Here is a 2744-nt window from a genome sequence, read left to right on the forward strand (position 1 = left end):
CAATTCATCCAAAAATGGGCGATATAGATAATTAGTCACCACAATGCCTGAGAAGTGTTGATTTAACAAAGGCCAGTCCGAACCCTCAAGATCTAGCGCTTGAATTTGGATGGAGTTACTTTTAAGCGACTCCACCATGGAAATATCTTGGTCAACAGCAAGAATCTGATGGCCCAAAGAAGCCAATAAAGCAGTATGTCTACCTGCGCCACAGGCAAGATCTAAGACCCTGCCATCCTTCGGAATCGCTGGTGCAAAACGCCTTACCCAGGGAGAGGCAACTGCAATGGAATCATGGCCTGAAATCAAAGGGATGCCTTAGTCGTACGCCAAGCCCATAGCTTCACGAACCTCGCGCATCGTTTCTTGGGCCACCTTGCGAGCCTTGTCCGAACCATCTGCAATAATCGAACGCAATAAGCTTGGATCATCCAAGTACTTCTGGGCACGCTCAAACATGGGTTGCTGCTCAGCAAGAATTGCATCAATTACGGGTTGCTTGCACTCCAAACAGCCGATGCCTGCAGACTGACATTCTTTTTGAACCCAAGTCTTGGTTTCATCATTGGAATAGACGGTATGCAACTGCCACACTGGGCAACGCGCAGGATCACCCGGATCAGTTCTCCGCACTCGCGCTGGATCGGTTGGCATCGTACGGATCGAACGAATCACCTCTTCAGGTTTTTCACGAATGCTAATCGTATTGCCATACGATTTGGACATTTTTTGACCATCAATACCAGGCATGCGTGATGCCGTTGTCAGCAAAGCTTGTGGTTCAGGCAGAATAATTTTGCGAGCACCTTCTAAGAAGCCAAACAATCTCTCACGATCAGCCATAGAAAGACTTTGCGCTTCTTGTAACAAAGCTTTGGCCTCTTCTAGCGCCTCATCATCGCCCCGCTCCTGAAAAGCCACGCGCAACTCGGCATACATCTTGGCACGTTTACTACCTAATTTTTTAACTGCCTCTAGTGCCTTCTCTTCAAAACCAGGCTCGCGACCATAAAGATAGTTAAAGCGGCGCGCCACTTCGCGCGTCATCTCTACGTGTGGCACCTGGTCTTCGCCTACTGGAACAAACTGCGCGCGATACATCAAAATATCAGCAGCCTGTAACAAGGGGTAACCCAAAAAACCATAGGTCTGCAAATCTTTTTCTTTAAGCTTCTCGATTTGATCTTTATAGGTTGGCACGCGCTCTAACCAGCCCAGAGGTGTACCCATGGACAGCAATAAGAATAGCTCTGCATGCTCAGGGACTTTGCTCTGAATAAATAAAGTAGCTTGGTTTGGATCAACGCCACAGGCCAACCAGTCAATCACCATATCCCATACGGATTGCTCAATCACATCCGGGGTTTCATAGTGAGTAGTTAAGGCATGCCAATCTGCTACAAAAAAGTAGCAGGGATACTCAGACTGCAAGCGAACCCAATTCTTTAAAACACCATGGTAGTGGCCGAGGTGCAAGCTACCAGTAGGTCGCATGCCAGATAGAACACGTTCTGCAAACATCTTGATCTTTATTCTTATAGGTAATTAAAACTAGTTAAGCAAATAGGAGAAAGCGGTTAGTGGAAAAGCGACCACACAGGAGTTAAATGATCAGGCAAATGTGGCAAGGTACCGAGATCAATATAACTCTCTTCTGGATCATGAAAATCTGACCCACGAGAAGCTAAAAATCCATAGTGCTGGGCAATCTTGCCATAAGTTTGATATTGATTCGGGCTATGGCTACCCGTAATCACCTCAATTGCCATACCGCCGATTTCTTTAAAGTGCTTATAGAGCTCATCCATCTGCATGGAGCTCAACTTATAACGACCAGGGTGGGCAATCACCGCGGCACCACCGGCAGCTTTAATCCAAGCAACCGCATTATCCAAAGTTGCCCAAAGGTGTGGCACATAACCTGGCTTGTCTTCTACTAAATAGTTTTTAAAGACTTGATCGGTATCGCGACATACGCCCTGCTCAACCAAAAACCGTGCGAAATGCGTACGAGAAATAAGCTCATGATTGCCTGCAAAATGCAGTGCGCCTTCATAGGCGCCTGGTATGCCTGCCTTTAATAATTGTTCTGCCATCTGCTTAGCGCGGTTACCGCGTCCTTCGCGAGTCAGACGCAAGCCCTCCAAAATTCCTGCATGAGCAGCATCAATGCCCAAACCAACAATATGAATAGTCTGCCCCATCCAGGTCACTGAAATTTCGACCCCAGAAAGGTAATCCATGCCCAGCGCGCTTGCAGCGTCCTGAGCTCTTACCTGCCCACCTAATTCATCATGATCGGTTAAAGCCCATAAACGCACGCCATTGGCATAGGCGCGTTCAGCCAACTGCTCTGGAGTTAGGGTTCCATCAGAAACAACGGAATGGCAGTGTAAGTCTGCGTTGAGGCTGGAATTACTGGTCATGACCCTATTTTAGGTCAAGCTGGTGTCAATTACCCGGCGAGGCGCATCCAGGTAGTCACGGGACTGCATCTCAATTAAACGAGAAACCGTCCTTGAGAACTCGCTGGTAATTTGCCCCTCAGTGTATAAATCCACCGCTGGGACCTCTGCGGAGATGATTAGCTTGATTTTATGGTCATACAGGACGTCAATCAGCCAAATAAAGCGGCGGGCTTCATTTGTCATTCTGGGTGGCATATAAGGCACCCCGGACAAAATCACCGTATGAAAGAGCTTGGCAATCTCTAAATAGTCATTTTGGGATCTTGGGCCGCAGCA

4 protein-coding genes are annotated in these 2744 nt (G+C 47.7%); all 4 read right to left on the reverse strand.

The window, feature by feature from the left end; translation table 11 throughout:
• Window positions 1-309 (reverse strand): bifunctional 2-polyprenyl-6-hydroxyphenol methylase/3-demethylubiquinol 3-O-methyltransferase UbiG (locus B7Y67_RS14635; RefSeq protein ID WP_293599271.1); only part of this gene is annotated, 309 nt, incomplete at its 3' end.
• Between the two features lie 9 nt (window positions 310-318).
• Window positions 319-1521 carry a tryptophan--tRNA ligase gene (locus tag B7Y67_RS14640; RefSeq protein ID WP_215303492.1) on the reverse strand — a complete coding sequence of 401 codons (1203 nt, stop codon included), beginning with the start codon at window positions 1519-1521 and terminating at the stop codon, window positions 319-321.
• Window positions 1522-1577: 56 nt separating this feature from the next.
• On the reverse strand, window positions 1578-2426 hold the full coding sequence (locus tag B7Y67_RS14645; RefSeq protein WP_293599272.1) for a 3',5'-nucleoside bisphosphate phosphatase: 849 nt from the start codon (window positions 2424-2426) through the stop codon (window positions 1578-1580).
• Between the two features lie 9 nt (window positions 2427-2435).
• A partial coding sequence (zapE, locus tag B7Y67_RS14650; RefSeq protein WP_293599273.1) for an AFG1/ZapE family ATPase occupies window positions 2436-2744 on the reverse strand: 309 nt, incomplete at its 5' end.

The sequence above is a fragment of the Polynucleobacter sp. 35-46-11 genome (assembly GCF_002281105.1).